Here is a 1,089-nt window from a genome sequence, read left to right as displayed (position 1 = left end):
ATGCTATTCGAAGCCGCACGCGGCGCAAAACAAGCAGGACAAAGGCGCGCCGCGTGCGGCTTCGAATAGCATCAACGCCACGCTGACCCTTTCCTCTTCGCTCGGGGAGACCGTTCATCTGCCCGCGCCAGCCACGACCATCTTTGTTGCTGACCCGACGATCGCGGATTTTCAGGCACCATCGAGCAAAACAATCTTCGTCTTTGGCAAGAAATCGGGGCGGACCAGCCTATTCGCCTTGGACGGCAACGGCGAACCTCTCGCCGAATTGCGTATCGTTGTCACGCAACCGATCGGGGATTTACGCGCCATGTTGCGGGAGCAGGTCGGGGACTATCCCATCCGCGTCAACTATACGCCGCGCGGCGCAATCCTTAGCGGGACGGCGCCCGACGCAGAGGTCGCCGACACCGCAAAAAGAGTCACTGAGCAATATCTGGGCGACGGAGCGCAAGTCGTCAACAACATCAAGGTCGCTGGATCCCTGCAAGTTAACCTCAGCGTGCGCGTAGCCGAAGTCTCACGCAGCGCCATGAAGTCACTTGGCGTCAACCTGTCCGCCTTCGGTCAAATCGGCAATTTCAAAGTGGGCGTTCTAAGCGGAAGCGGTGCAAGCGCTGGATCTGGTTCAACCCAGGGTGGCGGTACAGCAGAAATCGGATTCGACAACGGTGCCGTCAACGTCAGCGCGGTTCTCGACGCGCTCGCCAAGGAGCATATAGCTTCCGTCCTGGCTGAGCCGAACCTCACCGCTATGTCGGGTGAAAAAGCCAGCTTTCTCGCTGGCGGCGAATTTCCCATTCCTGTCCTGCAGGAAAACAGGCAGGTATCGGTTGAATTCCGTCACTTCGGCGTCAGTCTGGAATTTGTGCCGACAGTTCTCAGCAACAATCAAATCAACATTCACGTAACGCCCGAAGTCAGTGAACTGTCGACGCAAGGTGCCGTGCAAATCAACGGAATTTCCGTGCCGGCAGTTTCCACGCGCCGAGCCGATACGGTCGTCGAACTCGCCAGTGGGCAGAGCTTCGCAATCGGCGGTCTAATCAGGCGGAACGTCAACAATGATGTCAGGGCCTTTCCCTGGCT

At 58.0% G+C, this 1,089-nt stretch carries 1 protein-coding gene; it reads left to right on the top strand.

The features are described from left to right. The coding region (locus EOA85_RS35875; RefSeq protein WP_206523481.1) for a type II and III secretion system protein family protein at positions 1 to 1,089 on the top strand (1,089 nt) is incomplete at both ends.

Origin of the sequence: Mesorhizobium sp. M5C.F.Ca.IN.020.29.1.1 (assembly GCF_003997375.1) — a bacterium.
GTDB classification, from domain to species: Bacteria; Pseudomonadota; Alphaproteobacteria; order Rhizobiales; family Rhizobiaceae; genus Mesorhizobium; species Mesorhizobium wenxiniae.
The sequence above is the reverse complement of the archived record's forward strand: the minus strand, read 5'-3'. Positions and strand labels throughout refer to the sequence as shown.